Here is a 22,318-nt window from a genome sequence, read left to right as displayed (position 1 = left end):
TGGGGCGGCACGAATTAATGCAGACTGATACGCAAGGCCGCTGCCGTCGCGAACGGAGACAGCGTTGCGCTTACCGCCAGCATCGCGCCAAGAATCGCCAGATAACCCCCGATCGGCAATCCCATTGCGGCGGCATCAATCGCCGCGCTGGCAAATATCAAAACCGGTATCGACAACGGCAATACCAGCAAACTCAGTAATACGCCGCCGCGCCGCAACCCAACGGTTAATCCGGTACCAATCGCGCCGAGAAAACTCAGCGTTGGCGTGCCAAGTAATAACGTCAATGCCATCGCGCGCCAGCCGGCAAAATCCAGCGACAGCAACAATGCCGCCAGCGGCGACAATAAAATCAGCGGTAGCCCGGTAATCAGCCAGTGCGCAATCACTTTGCCCAGCACCGTGATCGGCAGCGGCGTCGGCAACAGAAGTAGTTGCTCAAGCGAACCATCAAGAAAATCGTCACGAAACAGCCGTTCCAGCGCCAGCAATGAGGCGAGTAACGCGGCAACCCACGCCACGCCCGGCGCAATGCGCGCCAGCTGCTGTGGCTCCGGTCCGATACCTAACGGAAACAGCGTGATAACAATCAGGAAAAACCACAGCGGATTGATCACTTCCCCGCCGCTACGAAAAGCGATTTTTAATTCACGCTGAATGACCCGGCCTAACATCAAGCCCACTCCGAAGTAAGACGAATTTTACGCACGCGCGCGCTGTGACCGGGCAGATCCTGATGCGTGGTCAGAATCACCGCTCCGCCGTGATCGGCATGGCTGACGAATCGCGCCATTAATTTTTCCACACCGCCTTTATCGATGGCGGTTAAGGGTTCATCGAGGATCCACACCGACGCCGGACTGAGCCATAAGCGTGCTAATGCCACGCGCCGCTGCTGTCCGGCGGAGAGTTGTGCCACCGGCACCTCTTCAAAGCCCAGCAGATCGACCTGCTCAAGCGCGGCAAAAATCGCGTCTTCTTTGCTGCTACCGTGCCAGAAATGCAGGTTCTCTAGCGGTGAGAGTACCGATTTCACGCCGGGATGATGGCCAAGATAGAGCAGATTTTGTTGCCATACTTCGCGCTGTTGACGAAGGGACTGTGACTGCCACGTTACGTCGCCCTCTTCCGCCCGGCTTAATCCGGCCAGCAGGCGCAACAGCGAAGTTTTCCCGGCTCCGTTTGGCCCTTCAATTTGCACAATGTCACCCGGTTGCACGCGGAAGCTCAACCCATGAAACAAGGTTCGCTCATCACGAACGCATGAGAGATTAATGACTTCGAGCATAGAAGGGAGAATCGCGGCAATGAATGAGGCGGGGATAATACCACATTGAATCTGTGGGCCGAAGTCTGTGAGCTGGCTCCCACTTACCCCAAATGGGGTATTCGTGCGCCCCAGATCAACAAATTGCTCAAAAATCCAACTCAGTTAAAATTTCGTTACTCTTAATTTGAATCTTCGTAACAAATCGACCTTGCAAAAACCAGCTACGCTTATGACGCAATGGCATTATCACCTGAGGAAAACATGAAACAATCACCATCGATTTCAAACAGTGACAACGATGTAGAGAGTGATGAGAAGGAGCAAGGTAAGGAGATAGAAGTCGATGAAGATGCCCTGCCCTCGCAGGCTGCGGCGATTCATGAAGAGATACGCCAGGATGGGGAAAAAGAGCTCGAGCGTGACGGCATGGCGCTGCTCTGGTCCGCGGTTGCGGCGGGACTGTCAATGAGCGCTTCGCTGATGGCGAAAGGCATTTTTCAGGTCCATCTTAAAGGCGTGCCGGGCGCATTTTTACTGGAAAATTTGGGTTATACCTTTGGCTTTGTCATCGTGATTATGGCGCGCCAGCAACTGTTTACCGAGAATACCGTTACCGCCGTTTTGCCGGTGATGCACAAACCGACCGGCAGCAACTTTGCGCTGCTGTTACGGCTCTGGTGCGTGGTGCTGCTCGGCAATCTGATTGGCACCGCATTGGGGGCGCTGGCCTTTAATCATATGCCAATATTCGACGATGCGACGCGTCAGGCCTTTACCGCCATCAGTGAAAAAGTGATGGTGAACTCACCAAGCGAAATGTTCGCTAATGCGGTGATATCAGGCTGGATTATCGCCACCATGGTATGGATGTTCCCGTATGCGGGTGGCGCAAAGATTGTAGTGATTGTGATGATGACCTGGCTGGTGGCGTTAGGCGATTTAGCGCATATCGTGGTCGGTTCAGTCGAGGTGCTGTATCTGGTGTTTGCGGGCACGCTGCCGTGGTACGAATTCTTCTGGCCATTTGCCTTGCCTACGCTGCTTGGCAATATCACGGGCGGTACGCTGATATTTGCGTTGATCAGCCATGCGCAGATTCGTAACGATATGAGTGAAGCGGCGAAAGCCAAAGCGCGTGCGGAACAGAAGCGGAAAGAGAAGCAAAAACAGGTGTAAGCCTGGTCTTAAATTGCTGATAGATTGAGCAAACAACCGCTGCATAGTTAAAATCAGGTTCGCGGTGCGCTATACTGCGCGCCCGGCGTCTCCTTAGTTAAATGGATATAACGAGCCCCTCCTAAGGGCTAGTTGCAGGTTCGATTCCTGCAGGGGACACCAGATTTTCATCGTTCTCCCGCTTAAAACAGCCATCTTGCCAGAGCAAGTGTCAGTCCAGCGGTGCTCATTATTCCCGCCACAATCCATTTCGTTTGTTGATTTATCGCCTGATGAAGATCGCTTTTAGTGGCGTAGTTCGATTTGATCACCGCGATATCCGTTTTCATCAGCGCCATATCGGTTTTGATTTCGTCGATATCCGCTTCAAGCTTTGAAACGCGCTTTTCCATGTTCACTCCTTGATCATCAATTCACTCAAAACAACCAGCGAGCCAGTGCCAGCGTCATGCCCGCAGTACTCAGCATCCCAGCGATTATCCATTTTGTCTGCTTACTTAACTCCTGATGAATTCTCCCAATATCCTGATGCACTTTTCCAATCTCCTGATAAAGATCGCTTTTGGTGACGTAATTAGATTTGATCACCGCGATATCCGTTTTCATTACTGCCATATCGGTTTTGATATCGTCAATATCCGCTTCCAGCTTTGACACGCGCTTTTCCATCATTATGGCTTCTCGTAACTTGTTATTTTAATCAATGGGATAGATTAAATTTCCTGCAAAGCATCCTACTCCAAAATCCATAGAAAAAATGCCTCACTGAGTTTGAGAATGCCTAATTGAGAGATGTGTTCAGAAAAAAAAAGGGGTTCTTGCAGCCGATTACAACGTTTTAAAAGTGAGATCGTAATCAGACGTGATCTTGGCGCCATGCCGATGGCGTCACGCCATGCAGCTGACGGAAGCGGTTACTGAAGTGACTCGAGGAGTGAAAACCGCAGCGCAATGCGATTTCTGTTAGCGTTAAACGGCTGAATTTCAGCAGCTGCAGCGCAGCATCCATACGGCGACGCATCACATATTGATGCGGGGCCTCGCCAACGCTGCTGCGGAACATGCGGGCAAAATGGTATTCGCTCAGCGCCGCTTCAGCTGCCAGTTGCGCCAGCGTTAATGGCTGATCGAGCTGCGCATCAATATACGCCATGACTCGCCGCAACACGGCGGGCGCCAGTCCGCCACGCACCTGCGGCGCTTGCCATTGCACATCGCTGTAGCGTTGCAGCAGATGCGTCATCAGCAACGTTGATGCGCTGCTGAGCATCAATTGATTCGCCGGCTGTTGCCAGTCGGTGCTCAGCAAGAAGTGGCGATAAAGTTGGGTGATGCGATCGTCCGCCGCGAAGATCTTTTCATGCAGATTGAGCTGCGACGGACTGCGATCCCAAATCTGCTCGCCCAAATGCCGCAGATGTTCGTCGGTGCAATAGAGATGCACAAACGACAAATCGGCGCGAATATCCCACACCGATTCTACCCCGCTGGGCATCAGGCAAAAGCGATCCGGGCCGCCGCCGTTGCGCCAGCCGTTTTGGGTTTTATGCCAGGTTTCATAGCCGTCTGCGGTATACAGGCTCAGCGTATGATGATCGCTAAGATTGGTGACGCGATCGCCGCTGTTAAACCAGGCCGCCAGCTTAATGCCGCTCGACAACTGCACACTGTCGCGCAGCTGCGCTTTGTGGCGCTGCAGTATGTTGAAGGTCTGGTAATCGGCCATGGTTCATATCACTCGAAGTTCATGAGCGCCCAGTGTACGGATCTCCGCAGACAGAAAACAGGTCACAGCCGGACACAGAAGTAAAAAGCGCAAGATTTTGCAATTGCCGCGCAAAAACGTGCAAGCCGCAGGTTGCTTTTCACGCCACACTGCGGGCCAGATTATGTCGGAGAGTGCGTTATGAATGTGATGTTATACCTTGCCGTGGTGATGATTTGGGGAACCACCTGGATTGCCATTTTCCTGCAGCAGGAAGCGGCCGATACGCCCGTTTTGGTGGCGGTATTTTGGCGTTTCTTACTGGCGTCGCTGATGATGCTGGTGATCCTCAAACTGCTGCATCGGCTACGAACGCTGGATAAGCGCGATCATCTGTTTTGTCTGCTGCAGGGCTGCTGCGTGTTTGGCTTCAACTTTGTCTGCTTCTATCATGCTGCCGCGTGGATCAGCAGCGGACTCGAGTCGGTGATATTCTCGATGGCCGTGCTGTATAACGCGTTTAACGGCTGGATCTTCTTCCGTCAGCGCCCATCGTTTCGCCTGGTGCCAGCGGCGGTGCTTGGCCTGGGCGGTATTGTCGCACTGTTCTGGAATGATATTCAGGCGGCGCATCCGGCTCCACAGTTGCTGTGGGGCGTGGGCCTCAGCGCGCTTGGCACGCTGGGCTTCTCCTTCGGCAATATGATTTCGCTGCGCCATCAACGCCGTCAGCGTGATGTGCTGACCACCAACAGCTACGCGATGCTGTATGGCGCTTTGGTGATGGCCGCACTGGCATTAATTAACGGCGATTCGCTGGCGCCAGCGCTGAATATGCAGTGGTTAGGCGCGATGAGCTACCTGGCGATATTTGGTTCGGTCGTGGGATTTGGCGCCTATTTCACGCTGGTGGGCCGTATTGGTGCCAGTCAGGCCGCTTACAGTACTTTGCTGTTCCCGCTGGTGGCGCTAACGCTCTCCACGCTTTACGAAGGTTATCACTGGCAGAGTAATGCGATTGTCGGGTTGGTGATGATTCTGGCGGGGAATATGGTGATGTTTGTGCGCTGGCCGACGATGGGGCGATTACGGACCGCATAAATAACGAGAGCGGGCATTGCGCCCGCTCTTTTGTTCCTCTAGCGCCAGCCCTGAACGCCGATATTGAGCTGGTGAGGTTTAGTTATGGCTTTTCTGGCAATCCAGTAAAGCAGGACGCGTTCATCATCTTTGTCGCGGTCGGCCATTGCCAGTAATTTCAGCGACAACGTGGATTTATTCACTGGTTGATGCTCATCGCTTAACTCGATCACCGCCTGACCGATAATGCAGCAAACCTCATCCTCATTTGACGCGGATTCATATGTTCGGTCTTTCATATTTCCTCCTTTTGAATGAACTTTAAGCCTGGCAAACATCCACAACTTTGCAGGCGATATGGCGTGATCGATACAAACACTTACAGATGGTTACCCGTAGCAACCGCTACGGCTTAAATGACATCACTTACTGTCATCACAATGTCATTCATACCCGCTTAACTGCATTTCGTTCCACCATCCGGTTCATTCACGCCTCTGTATCCCCCGCACGCGCGAGAGCAACTTATTATCTCCACAGATTCCGCTTTCTCGAGTGAGAGATAAAAATGACAACAGCAACCCCCGCGAATGACCAACGTACCCGCATGCTCACCCTTATCGGCACTATTATCACCCAGTTCGCTTTGGGCTCGGTTTATACCTGGAGCCTGTTTAACGGCCCGCTGGCAAATAAGCTGAATGCGCCGATCAGTGAAGTGGCTTTCTCGTTCGGTTTACTCAGTCTTGGCCTGGCGATTGCGTCATCGCTTGCCGGGAAATTGCAGGAGCGCTTTGGCGTGCGCAACGTCACCATCGGTGCGGGCATGCTGATGGCGGTAGGTTTCTGGCTGACCGCGCATGCCGATAATCTGATGATGCTCTACCTCAGCGCGGGGATTCTGGTGGGATTGGCCGATGGCGCCGGTTATCTGATGACGCTCTCTAACTGCGTGAAGTGGTTCCCGGAGCGCAAAGGGCTCATTTCCGCCTGCTCGATTGGTGCGTACGGTTTGGGTAGCCTCGGCTTTAAATTCATCTGCGGCGCACTGCTGAGCGCACAAGGTCTGGAGAATACCTTCATGATCTGGGGCGTGCTGGCGATGAGCATGATCATTGTCGGCGCGTTGCTGATGCGTGACGCACCGATACAGAAGAACAGAGGTAATACGCAGCTGGAAGCCAAAGATTACACGCTGGCGCAATCGGTGCGTTTACCGCAGTACTGGATGTTGGCGCTGATGTTCCTCACTGCCTGCATGAGCGGCCTGTACGTGATTGGCGTGGCGAAAGATATCGGTGAAGGCATGGTGCATCTGAGCGCGCAAACCGCCGCCAATGCGGTCACGGTGATTGCGATTGCCAACCTCAGCGGCCGTCTGATTCTTGGCGTGCTCTCGGATAAAATGGCGCGCATCCGCGTGATTACGCTGGCGCAAATCGTCTCGCTGGTGGGCATGAGCATTTTGCTATTCACCCATATGAGTGAATCGACCTTCTTCCTCTCCTTAGCTTGCGTGGCCTTCAGCTTCGGCGGCACCATTACCGTGTTCCCATCGCTGGTCAGCGATTTCTTTGGCCTGAACAACCTGACCAAAAACTATGGTCTGATTTACCTGGGCTTCGGTATCGGCAGCGTGCTGGGTTCGCTGGTTGCTTCCGCCTTTGGCGGCTTCACCGTCACCTTCAGCCTGATTATGACCTTGCTGGTGATTTCGCTGGTGTTGTCGCTGAGCATCCGTCTGCCAAATCGCCAAAACGTGGCAGAACCTTTACTGCATAATTAAGTTCGCTGGGATGCCGCATTAATACGCGGCATCCCATTTCTCCACAATTATTCCACAATAAAACGTTAATTGAGAACCACTATTATTAAGCCTTGCCTTTCGGAGTAATCTCGTTATTATTATCAGGCATTCAGCTTATTCCGATTGGTTTATTTTACCCCGCGACTTTTTTAGCATTTAATTGACACACTCCGTAATACATTCCGTAATAACTCTACATTTCCTGCATCTTCACTCCACTATTCCCCTGTAATCTGGCGTCATTGGAACAGAGGAGGACTCTCCATGAAGAAAGTGATTAAGCTTGCATCGGTTGTAGCCATTATGACGATGTTGAGTGGCTGTATTATCGATCATCATCGTGGAGGCGGCGGCCCAGGCTGGGGCCATCATGGTGGTGGCGGCGGCTGGCATCATGGGCACGGCGGTTATGGACACCGCAGATAGTTGGGCAAAGCACACACAGCAAATAATAAGAAAATAAAAAGGGCGGGAAATTATCCCGCCCTATTTTTTAGCTTTTTACCGCGTAATTACATTGATACCAGGCTTTCTTTAGTCCGGGCAAATGGCTATTTTGCGACGGCAGGGATTCCACCTTATCAAATCCACGCTGGCTGCAATAATTCGCAAGGTCGATCTCCATTGCGTCTTTATTCAGCGTGTGCGGATCGTAACGATACTGCACGGTATTTGAGCTGGTATCTTCATCAACACGCTCAAATCCTCCTGGTTTGCTGACGCTACAACCCGCCAACATAAAAAGCGCCAATGCGCTAATAAGCATTTTTTTCATTAGGGTTTCCTCTTGAGCGTTGCAGTCTAAAAGGCAACGCCGCGCTTATCTATAGGAATAAAGCGCGAAATGTCCGGGATTAGTGAAGCTTTCGCCAATCAAATCGATAAAACCAAACGGTTTCACTTATCAAGGTAAGGGTGAGATTATCTATTCAGACAAAACGAAGTCTGCACCACACCAGGTGAATTAATAATAAACATACTGATAATGACCTTCATGCCCGCGCTGAGCGGGCTTTTTTTTGCCTGCTAACCGGTAAGGCTGACCATCTTACGTAAAAGATTGGCCGCTTGTTTGTCAGGCAATGCGAGAATGCCGCTGTAGAGATCAATCGACATCGCGCACATGGCGCCGCGATCAACCGCGGTATCCGCTGGCATATTCAGCTGTTGCAGCCGATCGCCCCACTTGCCATACAGTTTTTCCACCACGCTTTGTAAATCGCGCTGCGCCGCAGCCTGATCCAGCGGCTGTTCATTGCCGGTACTTTGCTGCAGCAGCGTTTCGAGTGCTTGCGCATCGCGCTGATTCAGTTCCGGTGACAGCACCTGTTGCAAATTGACGCCGCCATTCACCTGCGGATAGAGGAAACGGAAGCAGCGCTGCGGTTCCTGCTGCTGCAACGCCTGCATCTCCTCGACCGAGACGCGGATGTAATCAATGATCGCCGCATCGCTGGCGCGCGTCAGACGCTGATTAACCAGATCCATCAACCAGCCGCGCATATCCCCCAGCGCCTGATTGGCGGGAACACCTTCCAGCCGTTTATGCAGCAGCTCGCGATTAAGCAACTGCCACAATGCGGGTTCCTGAATTTTTAGCAGGCGATAACCGGGCGCAAGGCTGAGTTGGGTTGCGACCTCTTCCATCAGCGCCTGCCGCTCCTGACGTGGATGAAGCCAGCTGAACCACAGTAAATTCGCCAGTATCAGCGGCAAGATAAATAACAGCACGCCTTGCCACAGTCGCAGCGAGGTGGTGCGCACCAGCAGAATAATAATGATCGCCAGCAGCGCGAACGCCGCTAGCGTAATCGGAAAAAGCGAGAGCATCGAGCGGGGTTAATCCTTACGTACATCAATTAAAACGGGGCAATTGGCGCGTTCAATCACCGCAGCGCTGACCGAACCTTTCAGCAGACGATTAAACGGCGACAGATGACGGCGTCCCATGATGATCATGCTGGCATGCAAAAGTGTGGATTGCGCCACAATGGTTTCCGCCGCTTCCCCCGCCAGAATCAAACCTTTTGCCGCCACGCCCGCGCGCAAAAGCGGCGCCAGCGCATGACGCACCACCATTTCGGCGGTGTTCTGCTCATCTTTCGCCGCCACAAAATCATCCGGATCTTCACCGGCATCAATCTCTATCGGTTGATTACAGGAGGAGTAAGCGGGATCAACGCAGCACAGCACCGTGACCTGTGCCTGATGCGCCAGCGCTTGTTCAATGGTCAACGCAATCACTTTTTCCGCCACCGGAGAGTTATCGATGGCCATCAGCAAGGTTTTCATCAGTTGGTTATCCTTCCACAGCGGTCATTTTTCCAATTTCACGAATCAAGGCGTCTTTGCACTTGATGATTTGCTCACGATAATGCGCTTCCTGCTTATGAAAACGCGCGGTCGGTACCAATAATGAGATGGAGAAGCGGCCAAACAGCGTATCAATGGCGACCGCCATGGTCGAAATGCCCTCCAGCGTCTCACCGCGATCAATCGCCAATCCGCTGGCGCGTACCTCGGCAATCAGCTCCAGCAATTGCGGCAGCGTTTTCACCGTCATCTCGGTTAACTCTTTATAGGCTTCGCCCACCATCACGCGCACATCTTCATCGCTCTCCAGCGCCAGCAACGCGCGGCCGCCCGATGTGCTGTAAAGCGGCAGATTCAGCCCGATGCGCGGCACCACGCGCAGTTCGCGCGAGGCCACCACATAATGCACGATCGCCAGCTGCGTGCCGCTGGCCCGCGCCAGCGATACCGTTTCATTAATCTCTGCAGAGAGTTGTTCGAGGAATGGACGCACGATTTCCACCACGTCGCTGTGCACGCTGGAGATCAGCTTGAGCAGCGCCGGACCAAGACGTAACCCGCCGGCACCACTGCTGCGCACCAGCTGTGCGCTGTCCAGCGCACCAATAATGCGCTGCACCGTCGAGCGCGGCAGATCAACCACCTGCGCAATTTCACCCAAACTCATGCCGCCGGGATGCTCACCCAGCGCGTTCAGAATTTTTGCCGCACGCGCGATGACCTGAATGCCACCCGCTTTTTCATCCTCACGGCTTGAGGGAAGTTCAACCATGATGCGTTCCTTTTTGGCCTGCCCTACTTTAACGCGAATGATCGCACTTTTACACCCTGTATCACATTGCAATACAGCGTATCGATATGTAAGATGCCATCTGTATCACATCGCAATACACTGCATCAACACTATAACGAGAAGCCTGCTATGAACGCCCAGCCCATTGCGGCTCCGGCCCCCCATCCGTTTACTCTGCGCCTGGCGCTGGGATTGGTTGGCGTGCTGATTGCCGCGCTCACATCAGGATTAAACGATCGCGTCACCGATATCGCGTTAGCCGATATCCGCGCTGCCATCGGCATCAGTTTCGATCAAGGCAGCTGGATCATCTCCGCGTATCAGGCCGCTGAAGTTGCGGCAATGATGATTGCGCCCTGGTTCGCCGTCACCTTTTCGCTGCGCCGCTTTGCGCTCACCGTCTCCGCTGGTTTTATGCTGAGCGGTCTGCTGCTGCCGCTGATGCCTAACGCCACGCTGTTTATCGCCTTGCGCGTGGTGCAGGGGTTATTTGGCGGCGCGCTGCCGCCAATGCTGATGACCGTTGCGCTGCGCTTTCTTCCGCCGCCGATCAAATTATACGGTTTAGCCGGATATGCGCTGACCGCCACCTTCGGTCCGAATATGGCCGCTTCGCTGGCGGCGTTCTGGACCGATGACGTCAGCTGGCTGTTTGTCTTCTGGCAAGTGGTGCCCGCCATGCTGATTGCCATGCTGCTGATTAGCTGGGGTTTGCCGCAGGATCCGCTGCGCCTTGAGCGTTTTAAACAGATCGACCTGTTCGGCATGCTGACCGGCTGCTCCGGTATGGCGCTGTTGATTCTGGCGCTGACGCAGGGCGAACGACTCGACTGGCTCGAATCGCCGTTATTCTGCGGCTTATTATTCAGCGCGCTGGCGTTGCTGACTGTGTTCTTTATTAATGAATGGTTTCATCCGCTGCCGCTGTTCAAATTGCAAATGCTGGGGCGGCGCAATCTCGCGCACGGCTTGCTGGTGCTGGCGGGCGTGCTGATTCTGTCGCTGTCAGGTTCGGCGCTGCCGTCGGCCTATCTGGCGCAGGTGCAAGGCTTCCGCACGCTGCAGTTCGCCCCGCTGGCGTTGACCATCGGATTGCCGCAGTTGCTGATTGCGCCTTTTGTTGCGGCGCTACTGAATATTCGCTGGGTGGATTGCCGCTGGATGTTGACGGCGGGCGTAGCGCTGTTGGTGACGTCCTGCCTGATGGGCATGCACATCACCACCGATTGGGCGCGGCAGAATTTCTGGCTGATTCAGATTTTGCAGGCGTTCGGCCAGCCCATGGTGATTTTGCCGGTGCTGATGAGTGCCACCAGCGTGGTTGCACCACCAGAAGGCCCCTTTGCCTCGGCGATGTTCAACACGGTGCGCGGTTTCTCCAGCATCGCCGCCAGCACGCTGGTGGAATGGTTTATCAGCCACCGTGAAAAATTCCACTCCAACGTGCTGGTCGATAGCGCCGCCAGCCGTTCATGGCTGATGACGGCGCCGAACAGCGCACAATCCAGCAGCAGCGCGCCGTTGCTGCCGGACGGCAGCGTCAGCAGCGCGGAAAACCTCAGCGGCTTCGCCACCTTGCTGAAACAGCAGGCGATGGTGCTGAGCCTGAGTGATTGCTACCAGATGCTGATTGCCTTCGCCGCCCTGCTTTTACTGTTAACCGCCTGGCTGCCAAAACGCGTCTGGCCACCACAAACACTGATTCAACCTGTTACGACGACGTCGAGATAATTGATATGCAAGCTTTTGCTTTGAAGAGAACGGTGCTGTTGAGCGCCTTATTACTGGTGTTATTAGCGATGGCCTTTTTTGTCTGGTCATCGATGACCGGCAACGATCACCGCACCACCGATGCCTATGTGAATGCCGATTATACGCTGGTTGCGCCGAAAGTTTCCGGCTACATCGCCAGCGTCAACGTGCAAGACAACCAGCGCGTAAAGGCCGGCGAACTGCTGGCGACACTCGACGATCGCGATTACCGCGTGGCGTTAGAGACCGCGCAGGCCAATTTGCAGGTCAGCGAGGCGAAGCGTTTGAGTAGCCAGGCGCAGCTGGAACAGCAGCAATCCACTATCGACCAGGCGAAGGCCACGTTAGCGGCGAGCCAGGCTTCAGCGCAGTACGCCGGACAAAGCGCCGCGCGTTACAACCAGCTGTATAAAAGTGGCACCATCGCCGCAGACGATCAGCAAAAAGCCAACTCAACGCAGCGATCCGCTTCGGCTACCGTCCGCCAGAGCGAAGCGGCGCTAGCTTCCGCCGTCAAGCAAGTTGGCGTGCTACAAGCTGCGGTGCGTCAGGCCGCTGCCGATGTCGCTGCCGCGCAGGCCAGCGTCGATCAGGCGCAGCTCAATCTTTCCTACACGCGGATTGTGGCGCCGGTGGATGGCATGGTCGGTCAGCGTTCGGTGCGCCTCGGCGCCTACGTTAGCGCAGGCACGCGTTTGCTGGCGGTGGTGCCGCTGCAGCAAACCTATATCACCGCTAATTATCTGGAAACCCAGTTGGCGGATGTGCAGCAAGGGCAGAAAGTGAGCGTGAAGGTGGATGCCTTGCCGGGCAAGGTATTTAGCGGTCGCGTCGATAGCATCGCCCCAGCAACGGGTGCGACCTTTTCCGCCATTTCGCCGGACAACGCCACCGGCAATTACACCAAAGTGGTACAGCGTTTACCGGTGAAAATTGTGCTTGATGAGAACCAGCCGGATCTGGCCAAACTGCGCGTGGGAATGTCGGCGATACCGGAGATTGAGGCCCGCTGAAAATGTGAGCAATATCTCAGAAGCGGCCTATTTATTTTTGGGACAAATCCGCGTAAATTAGCCCTCGATCCTGTTCCGGGCTTGCCTGGAGCGACCTGAGAAGAAAGCGTGTAGCGATGATGAACTCCACCTTTCTCTTATTCTGTTCGGGTTACGCGGGTTTGGGATCGCCCGCCGGGTAGCCGCTCAGAGGAGTTGTTTTGTGAGATACGCTTTGATGGGAATTTCTTTCTTCCTGTTGCTTTGGGTCGGTACTTTTGTACTGATGCTGTAGAGCCGCCAGGCGGGGCGACGCTGAGTCGCCCCACTTAATGGTTATTCCTCTTCTTCTTCCAGCGCTTTCACCGTTCCCGGCAAAATGCCATCGGCACGGAACATCGACTTAATCCCCCGCACCGCCTGACGAATACGATCGCTGTTTTCAATCAGCGCGAAACGCACGTGGGTATCCCCGTAATCACCGAAACCGATGCCCGGCGAGACGCACACTTTGGCTTCCTGCATCAGTAATTTGGCGAACTCCAGTGAGCCAAGATGCGCGTAATGATCGGGAATTTTCGCCCAGACGTACATCGACGCCTTCGGCAGATCGACCATCCAGCCCGCTTCGTGCAGGCCTTTCACCAGCACATCGCGGCGGCGTTTGTATTGTTCAGCGATATCGCGCACGCACTGTTGATCGCCTTCCAGCGCCGCAATCGCCGCGACCTGCAGTGGCGTGAAGGTGCCGTAATCGTGATAACTTTTGATGCGTGCCAGCGCGGAGACCAGCTCTTTGTTACCGACCATAAAGCCGATGCGCCAGCCCGCCATGTTGTAGCTTTTCGAGAGGGTAAAGAATTCTACCGCCACATCACGCGCGCCTGGCACCTGCATAATCGACGGCGCTTTCCAGCCATCGTAAGTGATATCAGCGTAGGCGAGATCGTGGATGACCAGCACGTTGTACTGCTTCGCCAGCGCGATGACGCGCTCAAAGAAGTCGAGCTCAACGCATTGCGCTGTAGGGTTCGACGGGAAGCCGAGAATCATCATTTTCGGTTTGGGATAGCTTTCGCGAATCGCCCGCTCCAGCTCGTTGAAGAAATCAACGCCCGCTACCAAAGGAACAGAACGCACCTGCGCGCCGGCAATGACCGCGCCGTAAATGTGAATCGGATAGCTGGGGTTCGGCACCAGCACGGTGTCGCCGTGATCGAGCGTGGCCAGCATCAAGTGCGCCAAACCCTCTTTGGAGCCGATGGTGACTATTGCTTCCGATTCTGGATCGATCTCTACCTGATAACGGTCTGCGTACCAGCGCGAAATCGCGCGACGCAAACGGGGAATACCTTTCGAGGTTGAGTAACCGTGCGTGTCTTCGCGCTGCGCCACCTGGCAGAGTTTTTCGACGATGTGCGGCGGCGTGGGGCCATCCGGATTGCCCATCGAAAAATCGATGATGTCTTCGCCGCGCCGACGCGCAGCCATCTTCAATTCAGCGGTAATGTTAAAAACATACGGGGGAAGGCGTTCAATACGCGAGAAACGACGGGGTGTGCTGTTATCAGCCATGATGTCCTCTGGTTTACGTAAGCGCCCGGACCGTCCGAGCGACGTGGGTCACTGTGGTGACCGCACCAAGAACATAACGCGCTGATAACAAGATTGTCGAGAGCAGACGGAAATTTTTTTAATGTTGCGGATTCAGGCGGCCAAACACCCAATCGCTTACCCATTGGCCGTTTAGCAGATAATTATCCCGCAGCGTACCCTCAAGGACGAAACCATTCTTCTCAAGAATGCGGCGCGACGGCCAATTCCCCTCAATCACCATCGCTTTCAGCTTATGAAATTCTGCCTGTAGCAAAAACTGGCACAGCGCGTCGAGCGCTTCACTGCCATAACCCATTCCGGTAAACGCCGCGCGCAGCATGTAACCCACTTCGGCCTGACGATAAGGATGCCACTCGGCGCTGCAGCCAAACAGGCCAATCGGCTCGCCGGTTTCCCGGATGCGCGCCACCAGACACAGCATATGAAAACTGCTCGCCTGCCACGGCGCCAGACGCTCAGTAAAGCGTTGACGAATATCGTTTTCATCCGGAATTTCACTGACCCACGTCATGGTCGTGCGGTCCTGATGTACCGCTTTGAAAATCCGCCAGTCTTCAGGTTGAAGTCGACTGAGGGACAAACGTGGCGTGAGTAATTGCATGGCTAAGCTCCCCTTTTTATCCGGCAACATAGCAAACCGGCGTATTGACAACCAGCGATCGGCGCACGCTTTCGCTAATCCTCTTTTTGTTACTCAAGTTTTCCTCTTTTGGCGGATGTCGCTATTTATGGCGATCAGGCATGCTCAAAATTGATCCCGGCTACGAGAAAGGTCTGCAGATTGCCGTGAGGCTGGCGGATCGTGACCACATTTTTTATCATAGCCTCCCGTTTCTTGCCTGAGAGATGCCCTTGCCTTCCCACTTCGACATGCTGCTGGCGGTTTTTGACCGCGCGGCGCTGATGCTGATCTGTCTGTTCTTCCTCACGCGCACGCGGGTGTTTCGTCAGCTGTTGCAAAAAGATGAGCATTCGGTGCGGGAAAAACTGGTGGTGACGGCAATATTCTCGCTGTTTGCGCTGTTCAGCACCTGGTCAGGCATTAACGTCGACGGATCTCTGCTCAATGTGCGCGTGATTGCGGTGATGTCCGGCGGCATTCTGTTTGGTCCGTGGGTGGGCATCGCCACCGGCGTGATTGCCGGTTTGCATCGCTATCTAATTGATATGGATGGCGTCACGGCGGTGCCTTGCCTGATCACCAGCATCATTGCTGGCATCGCTTCGGGCGTGATCAACCGCCGGATGAATAAAGAGCAGCGCTGGCGCGCCGGTATTCTCGGCGGTATGTTGTGCGAAAGCCTGACCATGCTGCTGATTGTGCTGTGGGCCAAGCCAATGACGCTGGGCCTGGCGATTGTGTCCGAGATTGCGCTGCCGATGATTCTGGGTGCCTCAAGCATCGGTTTAATCGTGCTGCTGGTGCAGAGCGTCGAAGGTGAAAAAGAGGCGATTGCGGCGCGTCAGGCCAAGCTTGCGCTGGAGATCGCCAACAAAACATTGCCGCTGTTTCGCCAGGTTGATAGCCAGTCGCTGCATAAAGTGTGCGATATCATCCGCACCGACATTCACGCCGATGCGGTCGCCATCACCAATAATAAACAGATTCTCGCCTATGTCGGTTACGGCGAGCAGAACTATCACAACGGCGATGATGCCATCAGCCCGACCACCGCGCAGGCGATCGCCAGCGGTAAAATCATTATTAAGAACAACGACGAGGCGCATCGCACCAAAGATATTCACTCGATGCTGGTTATTCCCCTTTGGGAAAAAGGGGAAGTGACAGGCACGCTAAAAATCTATTATCGCCGAGCGCATCGCATCACCGGGTCGCTGAAAGAGATGGCGATTGGGCTGTCGCAAATCATCTCCACCCAGCTGGAAGTCTCGCGGGCTGAACAGCTGCGTGAGATGGCGAACAAGGCAGAATTGCGCGCACTGCAGAGCAAAATTAACCCGCATTTCCTGTTTAACGCCCTGAATGCTATTTCCTCTTCGATTCGCCTTAATCCGGACACCGCGCGCCAGTTGGTGATCAATTTGTCACGTTATCTGCGTTACAACCTCGAACTCAACGATGACGAGCTTATCGATATCAAGAAAGAGTTGTGGCAGGTGAAGGATTACATCGCGATTGAGCAGGCGCGTTTCGGCGATAAGCTGTCGATGATTTATGACGTGGATGAAGATCTGCACTTCACGCTGCCCAGCCTGCTGATTCAGCCGCTGGTAGAGAACGCGATTGTGCACGGCATTCAGCCTTGCCGCGGCAAAGGCGTAGTGACGCTGAGCGTGAAGGATTTAGGCGATCGGGTGCGCGTTGCGGTGCGCGATACCGGTGATGGCATCAGCGATGATGTGATGAGCCGCGTGGCGCGAAACGAGATGCCCGGCAACAAAATTGGTCTGCTGAATGTGCATCATCGCGTTAAGCTGCTCTCCGGCCAGGGTTTGGTCATCACCCGCCATCATCCCGGCACGGAAATCGCCTTTACGCTTAGCAAGAATGGCCAGCGGCTGCCTGCCCCGCTGCGCCCCACCACGGAAACCGCCACGTGAAAGCCATCATCGTTGAAGACGAATTTCTCGCCCAGCAAGAGTTAAGCTGGATGATTCAGCAACATAGCCAAATCAGCGTTGAGGCCTGCTTTGATGATGGGCTGGAAGTGCTGAAATATCTGCAGAACCATCGTGTGGATGTGATTTTCCTCGATATCAACATTCCTTCGCTTGATGGCATGCTGCTGGCGCAAAACATCAATCAGTTTGCTCATAAGCAATTGATTGTGTTTATCACCGCGTGGAAAGAGCATGCGGTTGAAGCGTTTGAGCTGGACGCGTTTGACTACATTCTCAAGCCGTATCATGAGTCGCGCATCATGACCATGCTGCAGAAACTGGAAGCCAGCGCGCAACAGCAGTTGCAACCACAAAACGCAGCCACCAGCTCGCCACAAACCGTCAATCTGGTGAAAGATGAACGCATTATCGTCACCGATATCAACGAGATCTATTACGTTGAGGCGCACGAGAAGTTGACGTTTGTGTATACGCGGCGCGAAGCCTATGTGATGTCGATGGTGATCAGTGAGTTTTGCAGCCGTTTACCGGAACAGCAGTTCTTCCGCTGCCATCGCTCTTACTGCGTCAACCTGAGCAAGATTCGTGAAATCGAGCCGTGGTTTAACAATACCTATTTGGTGAAGTTGCGTGATTTGGATGCGCAGGTGCCGGTGAGTCGCAGCAAGGTGAAAGCCTTTCGGCAGTTGATGAGATTATAAGGCGAACGGCGGATGCCGCTCGCCTGCGTGTTTACAGCTCGCGGCCCAACACCTGACGCAGGTGCGCACCGGCGCCGAGTAAGCCCGGCTGATCGTGAGTAATCATATATACCGGAATATCGACCAGGTAATCGCGGAAGCGACCTTTATCTTCAAATGCCGCGCGGAAACCGGAGGCTTTAAAGAAATCGAGGAAGCGCGGCACAATACCGCCCGCGATATAAACGCCGCCGAAGGTGCCCAGATTCAGCGCCAGGTTGCCGCCAAAACGGCCCATGATCACGCAGAACAGCGACAGCGCGCGACGGCAATCGATGCAGGTATCTTTTAATGCGCGTTCGGTGACATCTTTAGGCTTGAGGTTTTCTGGCTCACGCTCATCTGACTTCACGATGGCGCGATACAGATTAACCAAACCGGCACCGGACAGCACGCGTTCCGCCGAAACGTGGCCAATCTCCGCGCGCAGCACTTCGAGAATTTCACCCTCTTCTTCGCTATTTGGCGCGAAGTCGACGTGACCGCCCTCGCCCGGCAAGCTGATCCAGCGCTTATCCACGTGCACCAAATGGCTGACGCCAAGGCCGGTGCCCGCACCATAAATCGCGATAGGCTTGCCTTCAACCGGCGCTCTACCGCCGAACTGAATCACTTCCTGTTCGCTCAGCATCGGAATCGCCATGGAAACGGCGGTGAAATCATTAATGATTTCCAGGCTTTCCAGCGCCAGATGCTCTTTCATCACTTTGGTCGAGAACGCCCAATCGTGGTTGGTCATCTCCACCCAATCGCCGGTAATCGGACAGGCAATAGCGATACAGGCGTGCTTAATGTCCTGTTTTTGCTCGTCCAGATAGTGGCGAATCACCGCTTCGAGATTGTCGTAGTCTGATGTTGAGAAAGTTTGGGCTTGCGAGATAGCGCCGTTTTCTACCTCACACAATGCGAGACGGGCATTGGTACCGCCCACATCGCCGACCAGGGCGTATGTTGTCATTCTTCTGCTGCTCCGCTTGGGTCATAAACAATTGCAGGACACTATAAAAGCCTGCCAATAAAACAACAACGCCCACCTGCACGATGGGCGTAATCCATTCAAAGATGCTGCACAGCCTACCGATCACCTGCCCGACTTCCCAGCGGCAACTTTCCGAAATTTAGCCACTATTACGCTGATGCAGTGCGGCGGTGACTTTACGTAGCAGCGGCGGCAAGTCCTGTTTGTCCATCACCACTTCCACCAGCGACAGACGTCGATTCCGCATTAATTGTTCCATCACCGCGTCGAGTTGCACCGTTTCGCTGACGCGCCAGCTCTGCGCCGCACACTGCTGGCTCAGCGCCTGCGGCAACGCGGTCCAATTCCACTGCGCGATATCGTTGTAACGTTGCTCAGCACCGTGAATCGCGCGCTCAACGGTATAACCATCGTTATTAATCAAGAAGATAATCGGCTGCTGGCCGTCGCGCAGCATCGAACCTAACTCCTGAATCGTCAGCTGCGCAGAGCCATCGCCAATGATCAGGATGACCCGACGATCCGGCTGCGCGGTTTGCGCACCAAAAGTGGCGGGTAAAGTATAGCCAATCGATCCCCACAGCGGTTGCACCAGCAGTTGCGCATCCTGCGGTAAACGCAGCGCCGCCGCACCAAAGGCCGCAGTGCCTTGATCGGCAAGGATAATATCACCGGGTTGCAGGAAGCGCTGCATCGCCTGCCAGAATGCCTGCTGACTGATTACCGCCGCAGCAATTTGCTCACTTTCCTCGCACTCAGGCGCATCTGCCAGCCGCCAGTGCGCGCAGTGACGCTGATAAATCGGCGTCAGCGCCGCCAGCGCCTGCTGCATGCTCAACGGCGCAAACACCTCGCCAGCGACCGTGGCCTGAAACGGCTGCAGATCGATCACGCGCTCGGCGGGCAGATTTTGTGTGAAGCCGGTGGTTAAGGTGTCGGTAAACCGCACGCCGACGCACAGCGTAACGTCGGTATCTTCGATGGTCTGACGCACCGCATCGCTGCTGCCTTGCGCGGCATACGTACCGACGAAGCCCGGCTGCTGCTCGTTCAGCACGCCCTTGCCCATCAACAAGGTGGCGGCAGGAATCGCACGCAGCTGGCGCAACACCTCAAGCTGTGGCTGCAACTGCCAGCGTGAGGCCAGGAAATCGGCCAACAGCGCCACGCGCTGTGCTGGTGCCAGCAAGCGTTCTGCCGCATCGGCAAAGGCCACGGCAACCTGCTGATGGTTATCTGCGGCTGTGGCTTTTTCCTCTGATAGCGAAATCTCAGCCGCCGCCACATCCACCGCCAGCAATAAATAGCCGGGACGATGTTGCGTTAGCGCCTCGCTGATAACGCGATCAATCTCAGTCACTGCGTTTTCCGCCGTCAGCACCGCCGATGCCACACTCACTTCCTGCGCCATACGCAGGAAGTGACCAAAATCGCCGTCGCCCAGCGAATGGTGCACACAATCGCCCTGCTGTTGCGCCTGACTGGCGGGCGCGCCAACGATATGAATCACCGGCACATATTCGGCATAGCTGCCGGCGATGCCGTTGATAGCGCTGAGCTCGCCGACGCCAAAGGTGGTCAGCAGTGCCGCCGCACCGTTGCAGCGCCCGTAACCATCCGCCGCATACGCCGCATTCAGTTCATTGGCACAGCCAACCCAGGCAATGTCGGGATGCGCAATCACGCTGTCGAGAAATTGCAGGTTGTAATCGCCGGGCACGCCGAACAGATGACGGATGCCAGCTTGCTGTAATCGGTGCAGTAAATAATCGCCAACATTCGGGTTTTTCATCGACAGCTCCTTGTTAAGGGGATAATCACGAGTATTAGCGATGTGGCTGAATTGGCGAGATATTCATCATCGTGGCGTGGTGATTTGTGGCAAGCATTCGTTACGACGACAGATAATTCTGTAAGTTGCGATCTTCGGCGCGTTTCGCCTTAGTGTAAACGCATACACTGATATGCTGATGTCACTTTCTCCCCTATGAGACAGGAACGCTGCATGAGTGCTTTTCCCCATCCCGAACGTTATCAACAGATGCAATACCGCCGCAGTGGCCGTAGCGGCCTGAAGTTACCGGCGATTTCACTGGGTTTGTGGCATAACTTTGGCGACAGTACGCGCGTCGATAACAGCCGTGAACTGCTGCGCCATGCCTTTGATCGCGGCATTACCCATTTCGATCTCGCCAATAATTACGGCCCGCCGCCGGGATCGGCGGAATCCAACTTTGGTCGCATTCTGCGCGAGGATTTTCAGGGACTGCGTGACGAGCTGGTGATTTCAACTAAAGCCGGTTACACCATGTGGGACGGCCCATACGGCGATTGGGGTTCGCGCAAGTATCTGATTTCCAGTCTCGATCAAAGCCTGAAGCGCATGGGATTGGAGTACGTTGATATCTTCTATCATCACCGCCCCGATCCCGAAACACCGCTGGAAGAGACCATGCGTGCGCTGGATCAGGTGGTGCGTCAGGGCAAAGCGCTGTATGCCGCCATCTCCAACTATCCGGCAGACAAAGCTGCCGAAGCGATTGCGATTCTGCGCGACCTCGGCACGCCTTGCCTGATCCACCAGCCGCGTTATTCGATGTTTGAACGTACGCCTGAGCAGGGTTTGCTGGATGTGCTGGGCGACAACGGCGTTGGTTGCATCGCCTTCTCGCCGCTGGCGGGTGGCGTGTTAACCGACCGCTATTTGCAGGGTATTCCACAAGACTCGCGCATCGCCAGCGGCAGTAAGTTCCTGAATGAAAACCAGCTGACGCAAGAGAAGATGGAAAAAGTGCGTCAGCTGCAGGCGATTGCCCAACAGCGCGGCCAGAAGCTGGCGCAGATGGCGCTGAGCTGGGTGCTGCGCGATGCGCGTGTTACCTCGGTGCTGATTGGCGCCAGTAAAACCGCGCAAATTGATGATGCGGTTGAGATGTTGAGCCAGCCGGAACTAAACCAGGATGAGATCGACGCTATCCACAATATCTTGGTGTAAACGTTTACCTGCCCGACATTGGTCGGGCGTTTTCCGCAGCAGAAAATTCTCATTTCAGATTTCCCTCAGCGTTTTCAGACTGATTCTCAAGGCTTCCCTGGTCCGATGTGGCAAACTAGCGCAACGGTGGCAGTTATAAGCTACTGAAAAGGAGAAGTTATGAAACGTGCCATTTTGTTTGCCGCCTTGCTGGCAACCTTATCCCCGTTGGCTATCAGCACAGCACAAGCCGACAGCGCCACCATCAATTTGGGTCCGGGCGTTACGCTTCATCTCGGCGATCGCGATCGTCACGGTAATTACTGGGACGGCGGTCGCTGGCGCGAGCCGCGCTGGTGGAACGATCGTTATCAGTACAACGATCATCGCTGGTGGCGTCACGAAGAGTGGAAACGTCATCGCGCCTATGAACGTGAGCGCGAACGCCGCTGGCATGAGCGTGAACGTCGTGAACATCACCGCCACGATCATCGCCATGATGAGCGTCGAGGTCACCACGATCACCATCATCACTAA

General features: G+C 54.7%; 24 protein-coding genes and 1 tRNA gene. 11 read left to right on the top strand and 14 right to left on the bottom strand.

Annotated elements, in window-relative coordinates; all coding sequences use genetic code 11:
• Positions 1 to 14: 14 nt before the first annotated feature.
• Together ccmB and ccmA are read right to left on the bottom strand one after the other, a co-directional pair.
• On the bottom strand, positions 15 to 674 hold the full coding sequence (gene ccmB, locus ACFQW4_RS12675; protein WP_192411449.1) for a heme exporter protein CcmB: 660 nt from the start codon (positions 672 to 674) through the stop codon (positions 15 to 17).
• Positions 674 to 1,288, bottom strand: coding sequence for a cytochrome c biogenesis heme-transporting ATPase CcmA (ccmA, locus tag ACFQW4_RS12670; RefSeq protein WP_377725629.1), 615 nt, complete (start codon positions 1,286 to 1,288; stop codon positions 674 to 676). The genes ccmB and ccmA overlap by 1 nt, the downstream gene beginning before the upstream one ends.
• Positions 1,289 to 1,531: 243 nt before the next feature.
• On the opposite strand from ccmA, the gene ACFQW4_RS12665 reads away from it, so the two are divergent.
• Both ACFQW4_RS12665 and ACFQW4_RS12660 read left to right on the top strand, forming a co-directional pair.
• Entirely contained in the window at positions 1,532 to 2,446 is a 915-nt protein-coding gene (locus ACFQW4_RS12665; protein WP_101763608.1) for a formate/nitrite transporter family protein, read from the top strand.
• 87 nt (positions 2,447 to 2,533) lie between these two features.
• Positions 2,534 to 2,608, top strand: a tRNA-Arg gene (locus tag ACFQW4_RS12660).
• A gap of 20 nt (positions 2,609 to 2,628) precedes the next feature.
• Here the strand turns inward: ACFQW4_RS12660 and ACFQW4_RS12655 are convergent.
• The 3 genes from ACFQW4_RS12655 to ACFQW4_RS12645 form a co-directional block, all read right to left on the bottom strand.
• Positions 2,629 to 2,838, bottom strand: coding sequence for a hypothetical protein (locus tag ACFQW4_RS12655; protein WP_101763607.1), 210 nt, complete (start codon positions 2,836 to 2,838; stop codon positions 2,629 to 2,631).
• Positions 2,839 to 2,863: 25 nt separating this feature from the next.
• Positions 2,864 to 3,118 carry a hypothetical protein gene (locus ACFQW4_RS12650; RefSeq protein WP_377725626.1) on the bottom strand — a complete coding sequence of 85 codons (255 nt, stop codon included), beginning with the start codon at positions 3,116 to 3,118 and terminating at the stop codon, positions 2,864 to 2,866.
• A 184-nt stretch (positions 3,119 to 3,302) separates the two neighbouring features.
• Complete coding sequence (locus ACFQW4_RS12645; RefSeq protein ID WP_377725625.1) at positions 3,303 to 4,172, bottom strand: helix-turn-helix transcriptional regulator; 870 nt, start codon at positions 4,170 to 4,172, stop codon at positions 3,303 to 3,305.
• Positions 4,173 to 4,352: 180 nt separating this feature from the next.
• On the opposite strand from ACFQW4_RS12645, the gene ACFQW4_RS12640 reads away from it, so the two are divergent.
• Positions 4,353 to 5,252 (top strand): DMT family transporter, encoded by a 900-nt coding sequence (locus ACFQW4_RS12640; protein ID WP_377725623.1) that lies wholly within the window; start codon positions 4,353 to 4,355, stop codon positions 5,250 to 5,252.
• A 38-nt stretch (positions 5,253 to 5,290) separates the two neighbouring features.
• Here ACFQW4_RS12640 and ACFQW4_RS12635 read toward each other — a convergent pair whose 3' ends face one another.
• A complete protein-coding gene (locus tag ACFQW4_RS12635; protein ID WP_008101313.1) occupies positions 5,291 to 5,530 on the bottom strand; it encodes a hypothetical protein in 240 nt (79 codons plus the stop codon).
• Positions 5,531 to 5,799: 269 nt separating this feature from the next.
• Between ACFQW4_RS12635 and ACFQW4_RS12630 the strand changes: the two genes are divergently transcribed.
• On the top strand, positions 5,800 to 7,017 hold the full coding sequence (locus ACFQW4_RS12630; protein WP_217548908.1) for an MFS transporter: 1,218 nt from the start codon (positions 5,800 to 5,802) through the stop codon (positions 7,015 to 7,017).
• A gap of 514 nt (positions 7,018 to 7,531) precedes the next feature.
• Here ACFQW4_RS12630 and ACFQW4_RS12625 read toward each other — a convergent pair.
• From ACFQW4_RS12625 to ACFQW4_RS12610, 4 genes are all read right to left on the bottom strand, one after another.
• Positions 7,532 to 7,813, bottom strand: coding sequence for a membrane lipoprotein lipid attachment site-containing protein (locus ACFQW4_RS12625; RefSeq protein WP_008101319.1), 282 nt, complete (start codon positions 7,811 to 7,813; stop codon positions 7,532 to 7,534).
• A 251-nt stretch (positions 7,814 to 8,064) separates the two neighbouring features.
• Entirely contained in the window at positions 8,065 to 8,868 is an 804-nt protein-coding gene (locus tag ACFQW4_RS12620) for a hypothetical protein (RefSeq protein ID WP_110866533.1), read from the bottom strand.
• A 9-nt stretch (positions 8,869 to 8,877) separates the two neighbouring features.
• Positions 8,878 to 9,330, bottom strand: coding sequence for a universal stress protein (locus tag ACFQW4_RS12615; RefSeq protein WP_101763602.1), 453 nt, complete (start codon positions 9,328 to 9,330; stop codon positions 8,878 to 8,880).
• Positions 9,331 to 9,337: 7 nt separating this feature from the next.
• Entirely contained in the window at positions 9,338 to 10,123 is a 786-nt protein-coding gene (locus tag ACFQW4_RS12610) for an IclR family transcriptional regulator (RefSeq protein ID WP_008101326.1), read from the bottom strand.
• Positions 10,124 to 10,273: 150 nt separating this feature from the next.
• On the opposite strand from ACFQW4_RS12610, the gene ACFQW4_RS12605 reads away from it, so the two are divergent.
• The 3 genes from ACFQW4_RS12605 (at position 10,274) to ypdK (ending at position 13,183) form a co-directional block, all read left to right on the top strand.
• A complete protein-coding gene (locus ACFQW4_RS12605; RefSeq protein ID WP_377725619.1) occupies positions 10,274 to 11,875 on the top strand; it encodes an MFS transporter in 1,602 nt (533 codons plus the stop codon).
• Positions 11,876 to 11,880: 5 nt separating this feature from the next.
• Positions 11,881 to 12,909 carry an efflux RND transporter periplasmic adaptor subunit gene (locus tag ACFQW4_RS12600; RefSeq protein ID WP_377725617.1) on the top strand — a complete coding sequence of 343 codons (1,029 nt, stop codon included), beginning with the start codon at positions 11,881 to 11,883 and terminating at the stop codon, positions 12,907 to 12,909.
• A gap of 202 nt (positions 12,910 to 13,111) precedes the next feature.
• Entirely contained in the window at positions 13,112 to 13,183 is a 72-nt protein-coding gene (gene ypdK, locus ACFQW4_RS12595) for a membrane protein YpdK (protein WP_099686956.1), read from the top strand.
• A 41-nt stretch (positions 13,184 to 13,224) separates the two neighbouring features.
• Here ypdK and alaC read toward each other — a convergent pair whose 3' ends face one another.
• Together alaC and ACFQW4_RS12585 are read right to left on the bottom strand one after the other, a co-directional pair.
• Positions 13,225 to 14,463 (bottom strand): alanine transaminase, encoded by a 1,239-nt coding sequence (alaC, locus tag ACFQW4_RS12590; RefSeq protein ID WP_008101332.1) that lies wholly within the window; start codon positions 14,461 to 14,463, stop codon positions 13,225 to 13,227.
• 118 nt (positions 14,464 to 14,581) lie between these two features.
• The gene (locus ACFQW4_RS12585; RefSeq protein WP_110866530.1) at positions 14,582 to 15,106 is read right to left on the bottom strand and encodes a GNAT family N-acetyltransferase; all 525 of its coding nucleotides are present in this window, start codon (positions 15,104 to 15,106) and stop codon (positions 14,582 to 14,584) included.
• A gap of 269 nt (positions 15,107 to 15,375) precedes the next feature.
• Here ACFQW4_RS12585 and ACFQW4_RS12580 point away from each other — a divergent pair, with 269 nt between their 5' ends.
• Together ACFQW4_RS12580 and ACFQW4_RS12575 are read left to right on the top strand one after the other, a co-directional pair.
• Entirely contained in the window at positions 15,376 to 17,067 is a 1,692-nt protein-coding gene (locus tag ACFQW4_RS12580) for a LytS/YhcK type 5TM receptor domain-containing protein (protein ID WP_377725853.1), read from the top strand.
• The gene (locus tag ACFQW4_RS12575) at positions 17,064 to 17,789 is read left to right on the top strand and encodes a LytR/AlgR family response regulator transcription factor (RefSeq protein ID WP_377725614.1); all 726 of its coding nucleotides are present in this window, start codon (positions 17,064 to 17,066) and stop codon (positions 17,787 to 17,789) included. Before ACFQW4_RS12580 ends, ACFQW4_RS12575 begins: the two co-directional genes overlap by 4 nt.
• A gap of 31 nt (positions 17,790 to 17,820) precedes the next feature.
• Here ACFQW4_RS12575 and glk read toward each other — a convergent pair whose 3' ends face one another.
• Both glk and ACFQW4_RS12565 read right to left on the bottom strand, forming a co-directional pair.
• The gene (gene glk, locus ACFQW4_RS12570; RefSeq protein ID WP_101763595.1) at positions 17,821 to 18,786 is read right to left on the bottom strand and encodes a glucokinase; all 966 of its coding nucleotides are present in this window, start codon (positions 18,784 to 18,786) and stop codon (positions 17,821 to 17,823) included.
• A gap of 160 nt (positions 18,787 to 18,946) precedes the next feature.
• Entirely contained in the window at positions 18,947 to 20,599 is a 1,653-nt protein-coding gene (locus ACFQW4_RS12565) for an alpha-keto acid decarboxylase family protein (RefSeq protein WP_377725611.1), read from the bottom strand.
• 213 nt (positions 20,600 to 20,812) lie between these two features.
• On the opposite strand from ACFQW4_RS12565, the gene mgrA reads away from it, so the two are divergent.
• Both mgrA and ACFQW4_RS12555 read left to right on the top strand, forming a co-directional pair.
• Complete coding sequence (mgrA, locus tag ACFQW4_RS12560; protein ID WP_192411433.1) at positions 20,813 to 21,802, top strand: L-glyceraldehyde 3-phosphate reductase; 990 nt, start codon at positions 20,813 to 20,815, stop codon at positions 21,800 to 21,802.
• A gap of 159 nt (positions 21,803 to 21,961) precedes the next feature.
• A complete protein-coding gene (locus tag ACFQW4_RS12555) occupies positions 21,962 to 22,318 on the top strand; it encodes a DUF2502 domain-containing protein (RefSeq protein ID WP_271460881.1) in 357 nt (118 codons plus the stop codon).

This window comes from Pantoea sp. GCM10028869, assembly GCF_042666835.1.
GTDB lineage: Bacteria > Pseudomonadota > Gammaproteobacteria > Enterobacterales > Enterobacteriaceae > Pantoea > Pantoea leporis.
The sequence above is the reverse complement of the archived record's forward strand: the minus strand, read 5'-3'. Positions and strand labels throughout refer to the sequence as shown.